This is a genomic window from Streptococcus vulneris, from assembly GCF_019218685.1.
Classification (GTDB): domain Bacteria; phylum Bacillota; class Bacilli; order Lactobacillales; family Streptococcaceae; genus Streptococcus; species Streptococcus vulneris.
Genome location: NZ_JAHUZC010000002.1, coordinates 134,593 through 154,200 on the forward strand (window position 1 = coordinate 134,593; position 19,608 = coordinate 154,200).

General features: G+C 42.3%; 19 protein-coding genes. 14 read left to right on the plus strand and 5 right to left on the minus strand.

From position 1 onward, the window contains the following. Positions 1 to 30: 30 nt before the first annotated feature. From KUA57_RS02655 to KUA57_RS02670, 4 genes are all read left to right on the plus strand, one after another. Positions 31 to 885, plus strand: coding sequence for a MetQ/NlpA family ABC transporter substrate-binding protein (locus KUA57_RS02655; protein ID WP_000694522.1), 855 nt, complete (start codon positions 31 to 33; stop codon positions 883 to 885). A gap of 96 nt (positions 886 to 981) precedes the next feature. Next, positions 982 to 2,355, plus strand: coding sequence for a M20 family metallopeptidase (locus KUA57_RS02660; protein ID WP_061864762.1), 1,374 nt, complete (start codon positions 982 to 984; stop codon positions 2,353 to 2,355). Next, positions 2,348 to 3,409 (plus strand): methionine ABC transporter ATP-binding protein, encoded by a 1,062-nt coding sequence (locus tag KUA57_RS02665; RefSeq protein WP_033680837.1) that lies wholly within the window; start codon positions 2,348 to 2,350, stop codon positions 3,407 to 3,409. The genes KUA57_RS02660 and KUA57_RS02665 overlap by 8 nt, the downstream gene beginning before the upstream one ends. A gap of 1 nt (position 3,410) precedes the next feature. After that, positions 3,411 to 4,103 (plus strand): methionine ABC transporter permease, encoded by a 693-nt coding sequence (locus KUA57_RS02670; protein ID WP_033685604.1) that lies wholly within the window; start codon positions 3,411 to 3,413, stop codon positions 4,101 to 4,103. Positions 4,104 to 4,131: 28 nt separating this feature from the next. Here KUA57_RS02670 and KUA57_RS02675 read toward each other — a convergent pair whose 3' ends face one another. Further along, positions 4,132 to 4,701, minus strand: a complete 570-nt coding sequence (locus KUA57_RS02675) for an MptD family putative ECF transporter S component (RefSeq protein WP_125446697.1) — start codon at positions 4,699 to 4,701, stop codon at positions 4,132 to 4,134. A 134-nt stretch (positions 4,702 to 4,835) separates the two neighbouring features. Here KUA57_RS02675 and KUA57_RS02680 point away from each other — a divergent pair, with 134 nt between their 5' ends. The 5 genes from KUA57_RS02680 to nrdI all read left to right on the plus strand — a co-directional run bounded on the left by KUA57_RS02680 (position 4,836) and on the right by nrdI (position 9,528). Further along, the gene (locus KUA57_RS02680; protein ID WP_125446699.1) at positions 4,836 to 5,450 is read left to right on the plus strand and encodes a YesL family protein; all 615 of its coding nucleotides are present in this window, start codon (positions 4,836 to 4,838) and stop codon (positions 5,448 to 5,450) included. Then, positions 5,428 to 7,098, plus strand: a complete 1,671-nt coding sequence (locus KUA57_RS02685; protein ID WP_284691207.1) for a sensor histidine kinase — start codon at positions 5,428 to 5,430, stop codon at positions 7,096 to 7,098. The genes KUA57_RS02680 and KUA57_RS02685 overlap by 23 nt, the downstream gene beginning before the upstream one ends. Before the next feature lie 11 nt (positions 7,099 to 7,109). Further along, positions 7,110 to 8,396 (plus strand): response regulator transcription factor, encoded by a 1,287-nt coding sequence (locus KUA57_RS02690; protein WP_125446703.1) that lies wholly within the window; start codon positions 7,110 to 7,112, stop codon positions 8,394 to 8,396. A 60-nt stretch (positions 8,397 to 8,456) separates the two neighbouring features. Next, a complete protein-coding gene (locus KUA57_RS02695) occupies positions 8,457 to 8,990 on the plus strand; it encodes an ABC transporter permease (RefSeq protein ID WP_004269724.1) in 534 nt (177 codons plus the stop codon). 73 nt (positions 8,991 to 9,063) lie between these two features. Further along, positions 9,064 to 9,528 (plus strand): class Ib ribonucleoside-diphosphate reductase assembly flavoprotein NrdI, encoded by a 465-nt coding sequence (nrdI, locus tag KUA57_RS02700; protein ID WP_020901834.1) that lies wholly within the window; start codon positions 9,064 to 9,066, stop codon positions 9,526 to 9,528. Between the two features lie 166 nt (positions 9,529 to 9,694). On the opposite strand, the gene KUA57_RS02705 is transcribed toward nrdI, so the two are convergent. Beyond that, complete coding sequence (locus KUA57_RS02705; RefSeq protein ID WP_042751768.1) at positions 9,695 to 9,940, minus strand: hypothetical protein; 246 nt, start codon at positions 9,938 to 9,940, stop codon at positions 9,695 to 9,697. Between the two features lie 378 nt (positions 9,941 to 10,318). Beyond that, positions 10,319 to 12,010, minus strand: a complete 1,692-nt coding sequence (gene argS, locus KUA57_RS02710; protein WP_061864675.1) for an arginine--tRNA ligase — start codon at positions 12,008 to 12,010, stop codon at positions 10,319 to 10,321. A gap of 135 nt (positions 12,011 to 12,145) precedes the next feature. Here argS and argR point away from each other — a divergent pair, with 135 nt between their 5' ends. Then, entirely contained in the window at positions 12,146 to 12,592 is a 447-nt protein-coding gene (argR, locus tag KUA57_RS02715; RefSeq protein WP_001231476.1) for an arginine repressor, read from the plus strand. A gap of 50 nt (positions 12,593 to 12,642) precedes the next feature. Beyond that, positions 12,643 to 15,177 carry a DNA mismatch repair protein MutS gene (gene mutS / locus KUA57_RS02720; protein WP_218493595.1) on the plus strand — a complete coding sequence of 845 codons (2,535 nt, stop codon included), beginning with the start codon at positions 12,643 to 12,645 and terminating at the stop codon, positions 15,175 to 15,177. A gap of 41 nt (positions 15,178 to 15,218) precedes the next feature. Here mutS and KUA57_RS02725 read toward each other — a convergent pair whose 3' ends face one another. Continuing rightward, positions 15,219 to 15,677, minus strand: coding sequence for a DUF3021 domain-containing protein (locus tag KUA57_RS02725; RefSeq protein WP_218493596.1), 459 nt, complete (start codon positions 15,675 to 15,677; stop codon positions 15,219 to 15,221). After that, the gene (locus KUA57_RS02730; RefSeq protein ID WP_125446707.1) at positions 15,674 to 16,114 is read right to left on the minus strand and encodes a LytTR family DNA-binding domain-containing protein; all 441 of its coding nucleotides are present in this window, start codon (positions 16,112 to 16,114) and stop codon (positions 15,674 to 15,676) included. The genes KUA57_RS02725 and KUA57_RS02730 overlap by 4 nt, the downstream gene beginning before the upstream one ends. A 206-nt stretch (positions 16,115 to 16,320) precedes the next feature. Here KUA57_RS02730 and mutL point away from each other — a divergent pair, with 206 nt between their 5' ends. From mutL to KUA57_RS02745, 3 genes are all read left to right on the plus strand, one after another. Then, positions 16,321 to 18,270, plus strand: a complete 1,950-nt coding sequence (gene mutL / locus KUA57_RS02735; protein ID WP_061864676.1) for a DNA mismatch repair endonuclease MutL — start codon at positions 16,321 to 16,323, stop codon at positions 18,268 to 18,270. Between the two features lie 128 nt (positions 18,271 to 18,398). Beyond that, a complete protein-coding gene (gene ruvA / locus KUA57_RS02740; RefSeq protein WP_125446709.1) occupies positions 18,399 to 18,992 on the plus strand; it encodes a Holliday junction branch migration protein RuvA in 594 nt (197 codons plus the stop codon). 9 nt (positions 18,993 to 19,001) lie between these two features. Next, positions 19,002 to 19,565 (plus strand): DNA-3-methyladenine glycosylase I, encoded by a 564-nt coding sequence (locus KUA57_RS02745; RefSeq protein ID WP_061864677.1) that lies wholly within the window; start codon positions 19,002 to 19,004, stop codon positions 19,563 to 19,565. The last annotated feature ends 43 nt before the right edge of the window (positions 19,566 to 19,608 follow it).

Here is a 19,608-nt window from a genome sequence, read left to right on the forward strand (position 1 = left end):
GTACGGTATTATTTTTAAGGAGAAAGAATCATGAAAATTAAAAAATGGCTTGGTGTAGCAGCCCTTGCTACAGTCGCAGGTTTGGCTCTTGCAGCTTGCGGAAACTCAGAAAAGAAAGCAGACAATGCAACAACTATCAAAATCGCAACTGTTAACCGTAGCGGTTCTGAAGAAAAACGTTGGGACAAAATCCAAGAATTGGTTAAAAAAGACGGTATCACTTTGGAATTTACAGAGTTCACAGACTACTCACAACCAAACAAGGCAACTGCTGATGGCGAAGTAGACTTGAACGCTTTCCAACACTACAACTTCTTGAACAACTGGAACAAAGAAAACGGGAAAGACCTTGTAGCGATTGCTGATACTTATATCTCTCCAATCCGCCTTTACTCAGGTTTGAATGGAAGTGACAACAAGTACACTAAAGTAGAAGACATCCCAGCAAACGGAGAAATTGCTGTACCAAACGATGCTACAAACGAAAGCCGTGCGCTTTACTTGCTTCAATCAGCTGGTTTGATTAAATTGGATGTTTCTGGAACTGCCCTTGCAACAGTTGCTAACATCAAAGAAAATCCAAAGAACTTGAAAATCACTGAATTGGACGCTAGCCAAACAGCTCGTTCATTGTCATCAGTTGACGCTGCCGTTGTAAACAATACTTTCGTTACAGAAGCAAAATTGGACTACAAGAAAGCACTTTTCAAAGAACAAGCTGATGAAAATTCAAAACAATGGTACAACATCATTGTTGCGAAAAAAGATTGGGAATCATCACCTAAGGCTGATGCTATCAAGAAAGTTGTTGCAGCTTACCATACAGATGATGTGAAAAAAGTTATCGAAGAAACATCAGACGGTTTGGATCAACCAGTTTGGTAATAAGAAATAGGGAGGTGGGAGAGAAAATTCCACCTCTTGCTTTTGTATAGAGCATGGATTGTCAGGAAGAGTAGTTCATAGAAAGGTAGAGAGAATATGGTTTTTCCTAGCGAACAAGAACAAATTGAAAAATTTGAAAAGGATCATGTAGCCCAGCATTATTTTGAGGTTTTGCGTACCTTGATTTCTAAGAAGTCGGTCTTTGCCCAACAGGTGGGTCTCAAAGAAGTTGCCAACTATCTGGGTGAGATTTTCAAGCGTGTTGGGGCTGAAGTGGAGATTGATGAGACTTACACGGCGCCTTTTGTCATGGCGCATTTCAAGAGTTCGCGTCCAGATGCCAAAACCTTGATTTTCTATAACCACTATGACACTGTGCCAGCGGACGGAGATCAGGTCTGGACAGAGGATCCCTTTACGCTTTCGGTGCGCAATGGCTTCATGTATGGGCGTGGGGTTGATGATGATAAGGGGCATATCACAGCTCGTTTGAGTGCTTTGAGAAAATACATGCAGCACCATGATGATCTGCCTGTCAATATCAGTTTTATCATGGAGGGAGCGGAGGAATCGGCTTCGACAGACCTAGATAAGTATCTGGAAAAACATGCGGATAAACTCCGTGATGCGGATTTATTGGTCTGGGAACAAGGGACCAAAAATGCCTTGGAACAGCTAGAAATTTCTGGTGGAAATAAGGGGATTGTGACCTTTGATGCCAAAGTAAAAAGCGCTGATGTGGATATCCATTCTAGTTATGGTGGGGTTGTGGAGTCAGCTCCCTGGCACCTCCTTCAAGCCCTACAGTCTCTTCGTGCCGCAGATGGTCGTATCTTGGTTGAAGGTTTGTACGAAGAAGTACAAGAGCCAAATGAACGTGAATTGGCTTTGGTGGATATCTATGCTCAACGCAATCCAGGGGAAATCAGCCAGATTTATGGTTTGGAATTGCCTCTCTTACAAGAGGACCGTGCAGCCTTTCTAAAACGTTTCTTTTTCGAGCCAGCCCTTAATATAGAAGGGATTCAGTCAGGTTATCAAGGACAAGGGGTTAAAACGATTTTGCCTGCAGAAGCTAGTGCTAAGTTAGAAGTTCGTTTGGTTCCTGGCCTAGAACCGCATGATGTTCTGGAAAAAATTCGGAAACAGCTAGACAAAAATGGCTTTGATAAGGTAGAATTATACTATACCTTGGGAGAGATGAGCTATCGAAGCGATATGAGCGCGCCAGCCATTCTCAATGTGATCGAGTTGGCCAAGAAATTCTATCCACAGGGCGTATCAGTCTTGCCAACAACTGCAGGTACAGGTCCTATGCATACGGTTTTTGATGCTTTAGAAGTACCTATGGTTGCCTTTGGTCTAGGAAATGCCAATAGCCGAGACCACGGTGGAGATGAAAACGTGCGAATCGCCGATTATTATACCCATATTGAATTAGTAGAGGAGCTGATTAGAAGCTATGAGTAGAGATATTATCAAGTTAGATCAGATCGATGTGACTTTTCACCAAAAGAAGAGAACTATCACAGCGGTCAAGGATGTGACCATTCACATCCAAGAAGGGGATATCTACGGAATTGTTGGATATTCTGGAGCAGGGAAATCAACCCTTGTACGGGTGATTAACCTCTTGCAAAAACCATCTGCAGGAAAAATTACCATTGATGACGATGTGATTTTTGATGGCAAGGTGACCTTGACGGCAGAGCAGTTGCGTCGTAAACGTCAGGATATCGGGATGATTTTCCAGCATTTTAACCTCATGAGTCAAAAGACGGCAGAGGAGAATGTAGCCTTTGCCCTTAAACATTCTGGACTCAGCAAGGAAGAAAAGAAGGCTAAAGTAGCTAAGTTGTTGGACTTGGTTGGCTTGGCAGACCGTGCTGAAAACTACCCTTCACAACTATCTGGAGGGCAAAAACAGCGTGTGGCCATTGCGCGTGCCTTGGCCAATGATCCGAAAATCTTGATTTCAGACGAGTCAACTTCTGCGCTTGATCCGAAGACAACCAAACAAATTTTGGCCTTGTTGCAAGATTTGAACCAGAAACTAGGTTTGACTGTTGTCTTGATTACGCATGAAATGCAGATTGTCAAAGATATTGCCAACCGTGTGGCAGTTATGCAAGATGGGCACTTGATTGAAGAGGGCAGCGTCCTTGAAATCTTCTCAGATCCTAAACAACCTTTGACTCAAGACTTTATCTCAACAGCTACAGGCATTGACGAAGCCATGGTCAAGATTGAGAAGCAAGAAATCGTGCAACATCTGTCTGAAAACAGTCTCTTGGTGCAGCTCAAGTATGCAGGTGCTTCAACAGACGAGCCACTTTTGAATGAATTGTACAAGCATTACCAAGTGACGGCTAATATCCTCTATGGCAATATCGAAATCCTCGATGGCACTCCTGTTGGAGAATTAGTTGTGGTCTTGTCAGGTGAAAAAGCAGCGTTAGCAGGTGCCCAAGAAGCCATTCGTCAAGCAGGCGTACAGCTAAAAGTATTGAAAGGAGGACAGTAAGATGGAATCATTGATTCAAACCTATTTACCAAATGTCTATAAAATGGGCTGGGCTGGTCAAGCAGGCTGGGGAACAGCCATCTACCTAACCCTTTATATGACAGTTCTTTCCTTTATCATCGGAGGATTCTTGGGGCTTGTTGCAGGTCTCTTCCTTGTCTTGACAGCGCCAGGTGGGGTTTTGGAGAATAAGGCCGTTTTCTGGATTTTGGATAAGATTACCTCTATTTTCCGTGCGGTTCCCTTTATCATCCTCTTGGCAGTCTTGTCACCCTTCTCCCATCTAATCGTAGGGACAAGCATTGGTCCAAATGCGGCTATCGTACCGCTATCTTTTGCGGTATTTGCCTTCTTTGCCCGTCAGGTGCAGGTTGTCTTGGCTGAGCTAGATGGTGGTGTCATTGAGGCGGCTCAAGCGAGTGGAGCGACATTCTGGGATATCGTGGGTGTCTACCTATCAGAAGGTCTTCCAGATTTGATTCGTGTGACAACTGTGACTTTGATTTCACTTGTTGGGGAAACAGCCATGGCCGGTGCGGTTGGAGCTGGCGGTATTGGTAACGTAGCCATCGCTTATGGATTTAACCGTTACAATCACGATGTGACCATTTTGGCAACCATCATTATCATTTTGATTATCTTTGCGATCCAATTCTTGGGAGATTTCTTGACTAAGAAATTGAGTCATAAATAAAAAAGAGCCGTGAGGCTCTTTTTATTTATCAGATTTTCTGTGCCAATTTTTTACTCAAGGCTTGTCCAATCAAGGCGCCAACTAGGGCTCCGATGACAACACTAGCGATAAATAGAAGGATGGTTCCAGGATTTGGTGCGACCATGATACGGTCGATATATTCTTGGGATTTTCCTCTTGCTAGAAGAGTAGCCATATAGGTTTGGGGCGCAATCCACATGAGTAAGATTGGACCAGTTGAACTAAAGGCGAAAATAATGAAAGAAAGCAAATTTTTTGTTTGGTCCTTGTATTTTCCTAAATGAGCTACTCCATCTGCTAGGAGGCCACAGATAATTCCAGGAAGGAAGGCACCGGCACCGTGTTTGCTCCCCAAGAAAAAGAGGGCGATGACAAGGCCGATAGTGGTAATGGCTCCAAAGCGCGGAACTTTTGCGACTAGAATCATATAGACGATACCGCCTACAAGGGCAGTAAAGGCAGGTGCATAAAACATGTTTCCAGTTTGGTCAAGGAGATTGCCCAAAAGGACACCAATCCCCATGCAGAGGAAGTAAAGAACTGCAAAGAGCAGTGTAGTTAAGATAGATTTTTTCATGAATTGTCTCCTGATAATTTTCTCACAATTCTCATTGTACCACGGTTTGGTGGGATTGTAAATGGATAGTCTATGTTTTTGAAAACGCTTGAAATATGATATAATAGTTTCATAGTTATTTTTAGGGGGATATCATGGGTAGATTTTTAGACTTTGTCTTTAATCGTTTCTTTTTAGGGATGATTGCGACAGCCTTCTTTTGGCTATTAACCTTAGCAGGAGGGATTATTCTTGGTCTAGCGCCAGCTAGTGCCACCTTGATGAGCCTATATGCAGAACATGGTTATAGCTTTCGGGAGTACAGTTTGAAGGAGGCTTGGTCTCTTTACAAGCAAAATTTTGTCTCAAGCAACCTGGTTTTCTATAGCTTTTTAGGGGTGGATCTAGTTTTAATCTATGGCTTGTATCTCTTGGTGCAATTGCCTCATCAAACCATCATTCATTTGATTGCGACCTTTTTGAATGTCCTAGTAGTCGCCCTGCTCTTTTTGGCCTATACAGTGTCTTTGAAATTACAAGTTTATTTTGACTTGTCCTATCGAAATAGCCTCAAACTATCCTTGATTGGCATCTTTATGAGCCTAGCAGCTGTGGCCAAGGTTCTCCTTGGGACAGTGTTACTTGTTGCAATTGGTTACTATATGCCTGCTCTACTCTTCTTTGTAGGAATTGGGATGTGGCATTTCTTTATCAGTGATATGTTGGAACCTGTCTATGAAAGCATCCATGAAAAATTGGCGACAAAATAGAATGAAGCAGTTTTGGCTACATACGCTTCTGAGAACCTACAGTTCAGTTATGATGATTATTATTGCGAGTTTTGCAATCTTACTCTCCTACGCTGACTGGGATTCAAGGGAAAAGGAAGCTCAAAGAGTAGCCCAGCGTGTAACCACTCGAACAGTCGAAGAGGTGGAATATTATTATCGCGAGTCAGCCCAGCTAGCGCAAGATTTAGTAGCCAATCAAGACCGTATACAAGGGGTTTATAAGTACTTTAGCCTATCAACTTCTGAGTATTTTTATTGGTTGTTGGAGCATCAAGCGGCTTCTTCAACTTCTATTTCTCTGTATGAAAATATTGATGACCTGTATGTCCAAAATGACTATATAACGGGTGTTGCAATCGTCTTGCAGGACTTTAAAGAAGTTTATGTGTCAACAAGGGATAAAAGAAGTGGGCATGTCTTGCCTGCTGAGGCCTTTAAACCGGAGACCAATAGTTTTGGAATTCCTGTTCTGGATCCAGCAACGGATCAATCTATAGGAGTGATATACATCTCCTTGGATCCAGAAGTTTTATATCATGCCATTGATAATACCCGAGGTCATATCCCGATGGCCGTTACCGTGACATCGCCTTTTGATACGGAGATTTTTCATATTGGTGAGAGGGTCAATAGAGAGCATGAGAACTGGTTCGTTGGTGTGACCTCTCATGGCTATCAGGTTCAGGTGGCAGTTCCTAAAAGCTTTGTTTTACAAGGAACGGTGACCAGCTCTGCTTTGATTGTGGGCTTGAGCCTTCTCTTTATTGTCATTCTCTATCTGACTTTGAGGCAGACCTTTGCTAACTACCAAAAGCAGGTAGTGGATTTGGTGGATTCCATTCAAGCTATTGCCCAAGGAGAGGAAGGTCTTCGCATTGATACGCTTGAAAAGGACCAGGAATTACTCTTAATCGCGGAGACCACCAATGATATGTTGGATCGATTGGAAAAGAATATCCATGATATTTACCAGCTAGAGCTTAGCCAAAAGGATGCTAATATGCGAGCTTTGCAGGCGCAAATCAATCCTCACTTCATGTATAATACGCTAGAGTTCTTGCGCATGTATGCAGTTATGCAGAGTCAAGATGAGTTAGCAGACATCATTTATGAGTTCAGTAGCTTGTTGCGTAACAATATTTCAGACGAAAGAGAAACTCTTCTCAAGCAGGAATTAGAATTTTGTCGTAAATATAGCTATCTCTGCATGGTTCGCTATCCTAAATCCATTGCCTATGGTTTCAAGATAGATCCAGGGTTAGAAAATATGAAGATTCCTAAGTTTACCTTGCAACCGCTGGTAGAAAACTATTTTGCGCATGGTGTTGACCACAGGCGGACAGATAATGTGATTAGCATTAAAGCTCTTAAACAGGATGGTTTTGTAGAAATTTTGGTGGTCGATAATGGCCGTGGAATGTCGGTTGAAAAACTGACAAGTATTCGAGAAAAATTAAGTCAGAGACAGTTTGAACACCAAGCCAGTTACAGTGATCAAAAGCAATCTATCGGGATTGTCAATGTCCATGAGCGTTTTGTGCTCTATTTTGGGGACCGCTATGCTATTACTATAGATTCTGCAGAGCAAGCAGGTGTTCAGTATCGTATTACAATTCAAGATGAGTAGAAAGGGAGAAAATGTATAAAGTATTATTAGTAGATGATGAGTACATGGTGACAGAAGGTCTGAAACGTTTGATTCCCTTTGATAAGTGGGATATGGAGGTCGTCGCAACAGCCAGTCATGCTGATGCAGCCATGGAATATGTTCAGAAAAATCCCGTCGATGTCATCATTTCAGATGTCAACATGCCCGATAAAACAGGGCTTGACATGATTCGGGAAATGAAAGAAATCTTACCAGATGCCGCCTATATCCTGCTCTCAGGTTATCAGGAGTTTGATTATGTCAAAAAGGCCATGAATCTCAAGGTTGTAGATTATTTGGTTAAGCCTGTTGATAAGGTAGAGTTGGGAAATCTGCTGGAAAAGATTGCAGGTCAGCTCGGCGAGAGAGGAAAGAAAAGTCAGACCCTTAGTCAAGATTTAGACGAGGCTGGATTTGCTAGTTATCTAGGAGGTAAGGAGAACTGGTGGATAGGCCTATCCAAGGAAAAACAAGGCTCCTTCATCATTCCCTACTATGTCTTAGGGCAAGACTGGCAGATTTTCATTTCTGACCAACCCCTAGATGGTTTAGTTGTTACCCCTTTTGAAGCTCCTTATCAAGAACACTTTGAACGCTGGAAGCTGAATGCTGAGAAAACCCTCTTTTACGGTTCTGTAAATCTAAAACAGTCTGAGAGTCTCTTTGCCTATTACGAACCGATTTATAGGGTTATCATTCAGGGGAATCTCAATCAAATCGTGGAAGAGTTGAATCTTTTGGAGAAGGTGGTTCTTAAGAATACACCGCGTGTTCCGATTACCAAACAGCTTTTTATCCAGTTTGTCATGGATGTCTTTCATTTATTTGAACATCTCAAAGCTGATGATATGACGGACATTGTCAAAACCATTCATGCTATTCAATCATTCGATGAACTGGTTCCTTATATCAAAGAAACTCTGACCCGATTCTTTGGACAATATCGGATGAATGAAAATGTGGTTAGTGTGCTAGAAGTCATTGGGCGTGATTATCAGAAAGAACTTTCTCTCAAGGATATTAGTAAGGATCTTTTTATCAATCCTGTCTATCTGGGGCAGTTGATTAAGCGAGAAACCAATTCGACCTTCGCAGAGCTTTTAAACAAACAACGCATTAAGGCTGCCCAACAACTTTTGCTTTCAACTAGTGACAGTATCGAAGATATTTGTTATGCTGTTGGTTACAGTAATGTTGGATATTTCTATAAAGTGTTCCGAAAATTGTGCGGAAAATCGCCAAAAGCCTACCGAAAACAGGTAGAAAATACACTATAATATTTGTATCCCTTTACAAAAAGTGCTATAATATCAATAATAATATCAGGAGGTTCTATCATGAAAAAGAAACCAATCTATCTATGGGTATTACTGATTTTTTCAGCCTTACTCTCAGCATTGTCACTATTTGGAATCATATCTCCAGTACCTACTGCGGAGAGTATGAACAATCTAGAAACATCAGCATCAGGTGTTAATGCTACTTATGCTAAGGAGCTCGTTGCTTACACTATTAAGGTATCGGAGCATGGTCATTCTATCTTCAGCATTCTCTTGGTTGTCTTATCTGTTATTCTGGTTGTTGTGTCTTTGGTTTTCCTTGTTCGTAAAAACATACAATTGGCTAACTACACTTATCTTGCTTATGTCTTCGTTGCCATCGTTGGTTCTATCTACAACTTTATCGGCATTCAGGATGCGGTTTTACTTTTTACAGACCCTAACATCCGTATGGGAGCGGAGCTTGGTGCCAAAGGTTCTGCTATTTTTGGGATCGTACTCAATGTTATCTTCCTAGCAATCGTCTTCTATAAAATGTGGCGTCAGCAAAAAGCCTTGGCGGAAGAAGAGGAAACAGAAGAACTTGCCTAAGTATTGACAAAAAAGAACTATCAAGTTACAATCTTGGTAGTTATTTTTTATGATTCAAAAAAAGGAGGAGAGCATGAAAAAAGTTTCCTTGGTCTACATCAGTCTGAGCGGAAATACGGAGAGTTTTGTGACGCGCTTGAAAGACTATCTCTTGTCCCAGTACGAGGGAATTGAGGTTCAAAAGATTCATATCAAGGATTTGGTCAAAGAAGGCCAAGATTTCTATGAAATGGACCATCCCTATGTTGCTTTTTTGCCGACTTACCTAGAAGGTGGGAATGGCGTGGATAACGGAGATGTCGAGATTTTGACGACACCAGTGGGAGATTTTATCGCCTATGGTGACAATGCTAGTAAGTGTTTTGGTGTGGTTGGTTCAGGAAATCGTAACTTTAATAACCAATACTGCCTGACAGCCAAGCAATATAGTCAACGTTTTGGCTTCCCTGTATTGGCTGATTTTGAAATGCGAGGTATGCTAGGAGATATCAAACGTGTCGCAGCGATTATCGCAGATTTGTATGAGTTGGAAAGTTAAGCTGAAACCAATCTTTCAATCATTAGAAGAAAGAACTTATTATATCCCCCTCTATAGCAGAGATGAAAATTACCTATAAAATTTTTAATATAAATGTTATTTGCTATAGTTGGAAGATAAAAATTATGCCCTAAAAAAACCGAGAAGCTTTCTTCTCGGTTTTTGATTATTTCAATTGATCTGTAATGTCTTTTGATAGCAACATTCCTAGATGATAAGTTTTATTGATGTAAGCAATGACATCATTGATATTTTCAGTCGTGTGAATTTTCTCTTTGATGTCAGACCTAAATGTTTCATCCTTTAAAAGTTGTTCTTGGTAGAGTTTTTGCAGTCTCTCCTTCTCGTACTTATTGAGCAGAAAAAGGAAAACCAAACTAATCACAACGAGGATATAAGCATATTGGCTCATAGGATATCTCCCTGTATGATAAAGAAGTAATAGTGAATAAATCGATTTAGTGGATCTAAAATAGCAGAACAAGCCAGCAAAACTTGATAAGATTTTTGATAGACCTCTAAACCAAAATCCGTATAGGCTTTAGTGTAAGTTACTTAGATTATTTTGCAATCAAGTAGTTTAAAATATTACGACATGAACCTAACCAAATCGATATTATTTGGTTAGATGAATTAGTAAAGCGTTTAGACAAGTGTCTCTGATTACGACGTCATGGCCCCTAAATCGATTATATTTAGGGACCATGACTAGTGAAGCAGTTAGCTAGTCCGCATATAAGCGGCTAGCGTCTAACAATTAGGAACTTTAGTTCCAATTGTTAGTACTGAATCACATCTTCTCTGGCGCCTCCACTCCGAGCAAGCGAAGGGCTTCTTTGAGAACGACTGCCGTTGCGTAGCTGAGGGCCAGACGACTGTCGCGCTCAGGGCTTTCATCCAAGATACGGGTATGTGCATAATATTTGTTAAAGGCTTGAGCCAAGCTAATCGCAAATTTAGCAATGATAGAAGGTTCAAAGTTATCCGCCGCACGGTTGATAATACGTGGGAAGTCTTGGATGAGTTTGATGATTTCCCAGCTTTCAGTATCATTCAAGCTATAGTTGCCAGCTGTTTCTGGTTTGAAATCCGCTTTACGTAAGATCGATTGGATACGAGCGTAGGCGTATTGAACATAAGGTCCAGTTTCACCCTCGAAGGATACCATAGCTTCTAGGTCGAAGTCGTATCCATTTGTACGGTCGGTTTTGAGGTCATAGAATTTAATGGCTCCAACCCCAACAGCATGTGCTACCTGATCTTTATTTTCCAATTCAGGATTTTTTGCTTCAATTTGGGCTTTGGCACGACTAACAGCCTCTGCAACAGTAGGTTCTAGCAAGATGACATTCCCTTTACGAGTAGAGAGTTTTTTTCCTTCTTTTGTAACTAAACCAAAAGGAACGTGAGTAATATCGTTACTCCAGTCGTAGCCCATCTCTTGCAAGACGGCTTTGAGCTGTTTAAAGTGGGCAGATTGCTCTTGGCCAACGACATAGATAGATTTGGCAAATTGGTATTCATTTTTACGGTAAAGGGCTGCAGCCAAGTCACGAGTGATATAGAGAGTTGCACCATCCGATTTCTTGATAAGGGCTGGATGTTCAATTCCATATTTCTCAAGATTGACAACTTGGGCACCTTCTGACTCAACAAGAAGTCCTTTTTCAGAAAGAATGTCTACGACTGCATCCATCTTATCGTTATAGAAGGCTTCTCCGTTATAGCTGTCAAATTCAACCTGCAATTCATTGTAAAGGCGGTTAAATTCCACCAAACTTTCATCACGGAACCATTGCCAAAGAGCGAGAGCTTCCTCGTCGCCATTTTCAAGTTTACGGAACCATTCGCGTGCTTCTTCATCCAAGCTAGGGTCATTTTCAGCTTCAGCGTTGATGCGGACATAGAGTTTAAGGAGTTCATCGATTGGATGAGCTTTTACAGCTTCTTCGTCACCCCATTTTTTGTAGGCAACAATCAGCATCCCAAACTGCTTACCCCAGTCTCCCAAGTGGTTGATCTTGACTGTTTGATAACCGATTTTTTGGAAAATATGTGACAAGCTATCTCCGATAACAGTTGAGCGCAGGTGACCAATAGAGAATGGTTTAGCGATATTGGGACTAGACATGTCGATAACAACATTTTCTTGTTTACCAATATTTTGATCAGCATAGTGTTCTTTTTCAGTGATAACAGCTTGCAATACTTGAGCAGAAATGGCAGATTTATCAAGGAAAAAGTTAACGTAAGGTCCTGTTGCGACAACCTTTTCAAAGGCTTGGCTGTTAATTTTTTCAGCCAGTTCAGCAGCAATCATTTGAGGTGCTTTACGTTCGACTTTTGCAAGAGAAAAAGCAGGGAAAGCGATATCTCCCATTTCTGAGTTTTTAGGGGTTTCCAGTAAATTTAAAATAGCCTCTTGGTCCAGGCTATCAATGACGCTAGCCAACTCGCTAGCAATCAATTCTTTTGTATTCATTAAGAGCTCCTTTTTGGACTTTTCTACTATTTTATCACAATTTTAAAGAAAGAAGAAAAAATTTTTGAAATCTCCTATTTTTTTGGTATAATATAGTTATAAAATTAGTTATAAATATGCATATAAGAGGATTTTATGAGAAAAAGAGATCGTCATCAGTTAATAAAAAAAATGATAACTGAGGAGAAATTAAGTACACAAAAAGAAATTCAAGATCGGTTGGAGGCACACAATGTCTTTGTGACGCAGACAACCTTGTCTCGTGATTTGCGCGAAATCGGCTTGACCAAGGTCAAGAAAAATGATATGGTGTATTATGTACTAGCAAATGAGACAGAAAAGATTGATTTGGTGGAATTTTTGTCTCATCATTTAGAAGGTGTTGCAAGAGCAGAGTTTACCTTGGTGCTTCATACCAAATTGGGAGAAGCCTCTGTTTTGGCAAATATTGTAGATGCAAACAAGGATGAATGGATTTTAGGAACAGTTGCTGGTGCCAATACCTTATTGGTCATTTGTCGAGACCAGCACGTTGCCAAACTCATGGAAGATCGTTTGCTAGATTTGATGAAAGATAAGTAAGGTCTTGGGAGTTGCTCTCAAGACTTATTTTTGACAAGGAGAGACGGACAATGACGACAGAAAAGCTATCACCCGGCATGCAACAGTATGTGGATATTAAAAAGCAATATCCAGATGCTTTTTTGCTCTTTCGGATGGGTGATTTTTATGAATTATTTTATGAGGATGCGGTCAATGCTGCGCAGATTCTGGAAATTTCCTTAACGAGTCGTAACAAGAATGCCGACAATCCGATTCCTATGGCGGGTGTCCCCTATCATTCTGCCCAACAGTACATTGATGTCTTGATTGAGCAGGGCTATAAGGTAGCTATCGCAGAGCAGATGGAAGATCCGAAACAAGCAGTTGGGGTTGTTAAACGAGAGGTTGTTCAGGTCATTACGCCAGGAACAATGGTTGATAGCAGTAAGCCGGACAGTCAGAATAATTTTTTGGTTGCTATAGACCGTGATGGCAGTCAATTTGGCTTAGCTTATATGGACCTGGTGACGGGTGACTTTTATGTGACAGGTTTATTGGATTTCACGATGGTTTGTGGGGAAGTCCGTAATCTCAAGGCGCGAGAAGTGGTGCTGGGTTATGACTTGTCTGAGGAAGAGGAACAAACCCTTAGTCGTCAGATGAATCTGGTACTTTCCTATGAAAAAGAAGGCTTTGAAGACCTTCATTTACTGGATTCACGATTAGCAGATGTGGAGCAAGCGGCATCTAGTAAGTTGCTCCAGTATGTCCATCGAACCCAGATGAGGGAATTGAACCACCTCAAACCTGTTATCCGCTATGAAATCAAGGATTTCTTGCAGATGGATTATGCGACCAAGGCTAGTCTGGATTTGGTTGAGAATGCCCGTTCAGGCAAGAAGCAAGGCAGTCTTTTCTGGCTTTTGGATGAAACCAAGACGGCTATGGGTATGCGTCTCTTGCGGTCTTGGATTCATCGCCCCTTGATTGATAAGGAACGAATTATCCAACGTCAAGAAGTGGTGCAGGTCTTTCTCGACCATTTCTTTGAGCGCAGTGATTTGACAGATAGTCTCAAGGGTGTTTATGACATTGAGCGCTTGGCTAGTCGGGTTTCTTTTGGCAAAACCAATCCTAAGGATCTCTTGCAGTTGGCGACCACCTTGTCTAGTGTGCCACGGATTCGTGCGATTTTAGAAGGAATGGAGCAACTTGCTCTGGCCTATCTCATCGAACAACTGGATGGAATCCCTGAGTTAGAGAGTTTGATTAGCGCAGCGATTGCTCCTGAAGCTCCTCATGTGATTACGGAAGGTGGTATTATCCGCACTGGATTTGATGAGACTTTAGACAAGTACCGTCGCGTTCTCAGAGAAGGGACTAGCTGGATTGCTGAGATTGAGGCCAAGGAGCGAGAAAACTCTGGTATCAGCACGCTTAAGATTGATTACAATAAAAAGGATGGCTATTATTTCCATGTGACCAATTCACAACTGGGGAATGTGCCAGCCCACTTTTTCCGTAAGGCAACATTGAAAAACTCGGAACGCTTTGGAACTGAGGAATTGGCGCGTATCGAGGGAGATATGTTGGAGGCGCGTGAGAAGTCAGCCAACCTAGAGTACGAAATCTTTATGCGTATTCGTGAAGAGGTCGGCAAGTACATCCAGCGTTTGCAGGCTCTAGCCCAAGGAATTGCGACAGTTGATGTCTTGCAAAGCTTGGCAGTTGTAGCTGAAACCCAGCATTTGATTCGACCTGAGTTTGGCGACGACTCACAAATTGATATTCAGAAAGGGCGCCATGCTGTCGTTGAAAAGGTTATGGGGGCTCAGACCTATATTCCAAATACGATTCAGATGGCAGAAGATACCAGTATTCAACTGATTACAGGTCCAAACATGAGTGGGAAGTCAACCTACATGCGTCAGTTAGCCATGACGGCGGTGATGGCTCAGTTGGGTTCTTATGTGCCAGCAGAAAGTGCCCATTTGCCAATTTTTGATGCAATCTTTACCCGTATCGGAGCAGCCGATGATTTGGTTTCAGGTCAATCAACCTTTATGGTAGAGATGATGGAGGCCAACAATGCCATTTCGCATGCGACTAAGAATTCTTTGATTCTTTTTGATGAGTTAGGACGAGGAACTGCGACTTATGATGGGATGGCTCTTGCCCAGTCCATCATCGAATACATCCATGAGCATATCGGAGCCAAGACTCTCTTTGCGACCCACTACCATGAGTTGACCAGCCTGGAGTCTAGTTTACAACACTTGGTCAATGTTCACGTGGCAACCTTGGAGCAGGATGGGCAGGTCACTTTCCTTCATAAGATTGAACCAGGCCCAGCTGACAAATCCTACGGTATTCATGTTGCTAAGATTGCTGGTTTGCCAGCAGACCTTCTAGCAAGGGCGGATAAGATATTGACGCAACTGGAGAGTCAAGGGCAAGAGAGTCCTGTCCCAATGAGGCAAACAAGTGCTGTCACTGAACAGATTTCACTATTTGATACGCCAGAAGAAAATCCTATCCTAGCAGAATTATCTAAACTGGATGTTTACAATATGACACCTATGCAGGCTATGAATGTCTTGGTCGAGTTAAAACAGAAACTATAAAAATAATCCCACTCATGCATTTGTGAGTGGGATTATTGCTATTACTTTCTATGCTCTAAGAGTTGATTGATGTGGTCTACTTTTTTTGATGCTCTTTTATAGGAAATAGTCCAAATGATGAGGTAGACAATCGCAAACTCGATAATGAGTTGGAGATAGAAAATCCAGTGGAAGGGGAACCAACCTGCTAGAGTTGCTAGTGGGACAAAGCCAACCAGCATGAGGAAGAAATGGGTCAGAGTTGCACGGAGCAAGCTCCAGTCACGGCTGAATAATCGTTTACCAAAGTTGAAGAGAATACCGATGGCTGCCCAGATAAGTGTGCAGTAGAGCAAGACCAGGGCACCGTGAACCTGATGTTGGGTCATTACTTGGCCGATGAGAGAGTCGGAACTTAGTGGTGCGTAGGTATTTGGTGCATAAATGAGTGAAAAGATGATAGAGAGGATGAGACCGATAAGAACACCGGCAGTTGCATCGTTAAATACTTGTTTTTTCATAGTTCTAATTTCTCCTTGATGGTTTTTAGGTAACGGCGTGAAGAGTAGGTGAAACTTTCGTTTTTTAGAAAGATTTCTACTAGACCGTTGTGAGTTAGCTTGAGATGGGAGATGGAGTTGATATTGATGATTTCTGATTGGGAAATTTGGATAAAAGTTGTTGGCAGAATTTCAAGGACCTGATAGAGTCGCAAATCAATGCTGTAGGTCTGACTCGCGGTTTCTGCTAGAACTTTCCGATTCTCGATATAGAAGCGTTGTATCTTACTAATCTTAACGAGATAGACTTGATCATCAATCTTTCCTTTGATTGTTTCTTTTTGGTCAAGATTTTCTGCGAACTCGATGACTTTCTGGACTTTATCTGTCGGATGAGGTGCTTGGACAATCAGTTTTTCCTCCTTGTAAGTCTCACTAATCTGTAGTTCTACTTTCATATATTTCTCTCCTTGTTTTTCATACAAAATTGTGATCACTTCTTGTACACCTTTATTAAACACTATTTTACGATACCTGGCAAGGGACTTTGTTTATGTGGAGGGATTTGTCTCCTATGTGGTGCTTGCTTTTCTGTCCTTTCTGAAATATGGTATAATAGCACTAATCAATTTCTAGGAAAATAGATACAGAAAGGGGCTGAAAAATGTCTCATATTATTGAATTGCCAGAGGTGTTGGCAAACCAGATTGCAGCTGGGGAGGTCATTGAACGTCCTGCCAGTGTTGTTAAAGAGTTGGTAGAAAATGCCATTGACGCGGGCTCTAGTCAAATTACCATTGAGATTGAGGAAGCTGGTCTCAAGAAAATCCAAATCACAGATAATGGTCATGGAATTGCCCACGATGAGGTGGAATTGGCCCTGCGCCGCCATGCGACTAGTAAGATCAAAAATCAAGCGGATCTTTTTCGGATTCGGACGCTTGGTTTTCGTGGTGAAGCCCTTCCTTCTATAGCGTCTGTTAGTGTCTTAACTCTGCTAACGGCGGTAGATGGTGCTAGTCACGGGACCAAGCTGGTCGCGCGTGGAGGAGAAGTAGAGGAAATCATCCCAGCGACCAGTCCTGTGGGAACCAAGGTTTGTGTAGAAGACCTCTTTTTCAACACGCCTGCCCGTCTCAAGTATATGAAGAGTCAGCAAGCGGAGCTGTCTCATATCATTGATATTGTCAACCGTCTGGGCTTGGCCCATCCTGAGATTTCTTTTAGTTTGATTAGTGATGGCAAGGAAATGACACGGACAGCAGGGACTGGTCAACTGCGCCAAGCTATCGCAGGGATTTACGGTTTAGCTAGCGCCAAGAAGATGATTGAAATTGAGAATTCTGACCTTGATTTCGAAATTTCTGGCTTTGTGTCCTTGCCTGAGTTAACTCGGGCCAATCGCAATTATATCAGTCTCTTCATCAATGGTCGTTATATCAAGAATTTCCTACTCAATCGTGCTATTTTAGATGGTTACGGAAGTAAGCTCATGGTGGGACGCTTTCCGTTGGCTGTTATTCATATCCATATTGACCCTTATCTAGCGGATGTCAATGTGCATCCAACCAAGCAAGAGGTGCGGATTTCCAAGGAAAAAGAACTGATGACCCTGGTCTCAGAAGCTATTTCTAATAGTCTCAAGGAGCAAACTTTGATACCTGATGCCTTGGAAAATCTTGCCAAATCGACTGTGCGCAATCGTCAAAAGGTGGAGCAGACCATTCTCCCTCTCAAAGAAAATACGCTCTACTATGAGAAGACTGAGCCGACAAAACCTAGTCAAGCTGAGGTGGCTGATTATCAGGTTGAATTAACTGATGCAGGACAAGACTTGACCTTGTTTGCCAAGGAAACCTTGGACCAATTGACCAAGCCAGCAAAACTGCATTTTGCAGAGAGAAAGCCTGCTAATTATGACCAACTAGACCATCCAGAGCTAGATTTAGCCAGTCTTGATAAGGCTTATGACAAGCTGGAGCGAGAAGAATCATCCAGCTTCCCAGAGTTGGAGTTTTTCGGACAAATGCACGGGACTTATCTCTTTGCACAGGGACGAGATGGGCTCTACATCATAGACCAACATGCAGCTCAGGAACGGGTCAAGTATGAGGAATATCGTGAAAGCATTGGCGATGTTGACCAGAGCCAGCAGCAACTCCTAGTGCCCTACATCTTTGAATTTCCAGTGGATGATGCCCTGCGTCTCAAGGAAAGAATGGCACTGTTGGAGGAAGTTGGGGTCTTTCTAGCAGAGTACGGGGAAAATCAATTTATCCTTCGAGAGCATCCTATTTGGATGGCAGAAGAAGAAATCGAGTCAGGCATCTATGAGATGTGCGACATGCTCCTTTTGACCAAGGAAGTTTCTATCAAGAAATACCGAGCAGAGTTGGCTATCATGATGTCCTGCAAACGGTCTATCAAGGCCAACCATCGTATCGATGACCACTCAGCTAGACAGCTGCTCTATCAGCTTTCTCAATGTGACAATCCCTATAACTGTCCCCACGGACGTCCTGTTTTGGTGCATTTTACCAAGTCGGATATGGAAAAGATGTTCCGACGCATTCAGGAAAATCACACCAGTCTTCGTGAGTTGGGGAAATATTAAATTCATACTCTTCGAAAATCTCTTCAAATTAGGTCAGTTCTATCTGCAATATCAAAGCTGTGCTTTGAGAAACCTGTGGCTAGCTTTCTAGTTTGCTTTTGATTTTCATTGAGCATAAAAGGAAAACTATGTACGAATATTTAAAAGGAATCATTACCAAAATCACTGCTAAATACATTGTTCTTGAAGTCAACGGTATCGGTTATATCCTGCATGTGGCCAATCCATATGCCTACTCAGGGCAGGTTAATCAAGAAGCTCAAATTTATGTGCACCAGGTCGTGCGTGAGGATGCCCATCTACTTTATGGATTTCGCTCAGAAGATGAGAAAAAGCTTTTTCTCAGTCTGATTTCGGTTTCTGGGATCGGTCCTGTATCAGCTCTTGCTATTATCGCTGCCGATGACAATGCTGGCTTGGTTCAAGCCATCGAAACCAAGAACATCACCTACTTGACCAAGTTTCCTAAAATTGGCAAGAAAACAGCCCAGCAGATGGTGCTGGACTTGGAAGGCAAGGTAGTCGTGGCTAGTGATGACCTTCCTGCTAAGGTGGCAGTGCAAGCTAGCGCTGAAAATCAAGAATTGGAAGAAGCTATGGAGGCCATGTTGGCACTGGGCTACAAGGCAACCGAGCTCAAGAAAATCAAGAAATTCTTTGAAGGAACGACAGATACAGCTGAGAACTATATCAAGTCGGCCCTTAAAATGTTGGTCAAATAGGAGCAGAGCATGACAAAACGTTGTTCGTGGGTCAAGATGACCAATCCTCTCTATATCGCCTATCATGATGAGGAGTGGGGCCAGCCCCTCCATGATGACCAAGCATTGTTTGAGTTATTGTGCATGGAAACCTATCAGGCAGGCCTGTCTTGGGAAACGGTGCTCAACAAACGCCAAGCTTTCCGAGAAGCCTTTCATGGCTATCAAATTCAAGCGGTCGCAGAGATGACCGACACTGAACTAGAAGACTTGCTGGAGAATCCAGCCATCATCCGAAATAGAGCCAAGATTTTTGCTACACGAGCTAACGCCCAAGCCTTTCTACGACTACAGGAAGAATATGGCTCTTTTGATGCCTATCTTTGGTCTTTTGTTGAGGGGAAAACTATCGTTAACGATGTTCCCGATTACCGCCAAGCCCCTGCTAAAACACCCTTGTCTGAGAAATTAGCCAAAGATCTCAAAAAACGAGGTTTCAAGTTCACAGGCCCAGTCGCTGTCTTGTCTTTTCTACAAGCAGCAGGGCTAGTTGATGACCATGAGAATGATTGTGAGTGGAAAAGCGGTCACTAGTGTGTACAGGTAATTAGAATATCTGAGAATATAGAAAAAAGCT